Annotated in this window: 1 protein-coding gene; it reads right to left on the bottom strand. The window is 42.1% G+C overall.

What is annotated here, in order from left to right:
- Window positions 1-221: type IV toxin-antitoxin system AbiEi family antitoxin (locus EIZ48_RS28855; RefSeq protein WP_500690637.1), on the bottom strand; the 221-nt coding region annotated here is incomplete at its 3' end.
- Window positions 222-399: the final 178 nt, after the last annotated feature.

The following is a 399-nucleotide window of genomic DNA, read 5'->3' as shown; positions in this document are numbered from 1 at the left end:
AGAACCGGAATCACTCTGTTTAACCCTCCTATTTGCTTATGATAATGCACTAAATCAACAGCAGTCAATTCAGGGGTTGAGACTAAGACGTATCCGGCATCGGTTTTCTTTTGCTCCAACCAATCACTCTTCCAAGAACCTTTGGTAAAWAATTCTAGATGTTGATTTTTGGCTTTTATGTCCCTTAGGGCGGGTTTTTTAATTATAATCTGCGATTGCATCGGCTGTTGGTGTCCTGCGCCATGAAGTGCAGCAGYGGAGTATAAACCAAGATAGTATTCCCTATTTAGTCCCTTAGGGCGGGTTTTTTAATTATAATCTGCGATTGCATCGGCTGTTGGTGTCCTGCGCCATGAAGTGCAGCAGTGGAGTATAAACCAAGATAGTATTCCCTATTTA

The organism is Photobacterium alginatilyticum, assembly GCF_009910675.1.
Classification (GTDB): Bacteria; Pseudomonadota; Gammaproteobacteria; order Enterobacterales; family Vibrionaceae; genus Photobacterium; species Photobacterium alginatilyticum.
The sequence above is the reverse complement of the archived record's forward strand: the minus strand, read 5'-3'. Positions and strand labels throughout refer to the sequence as shown.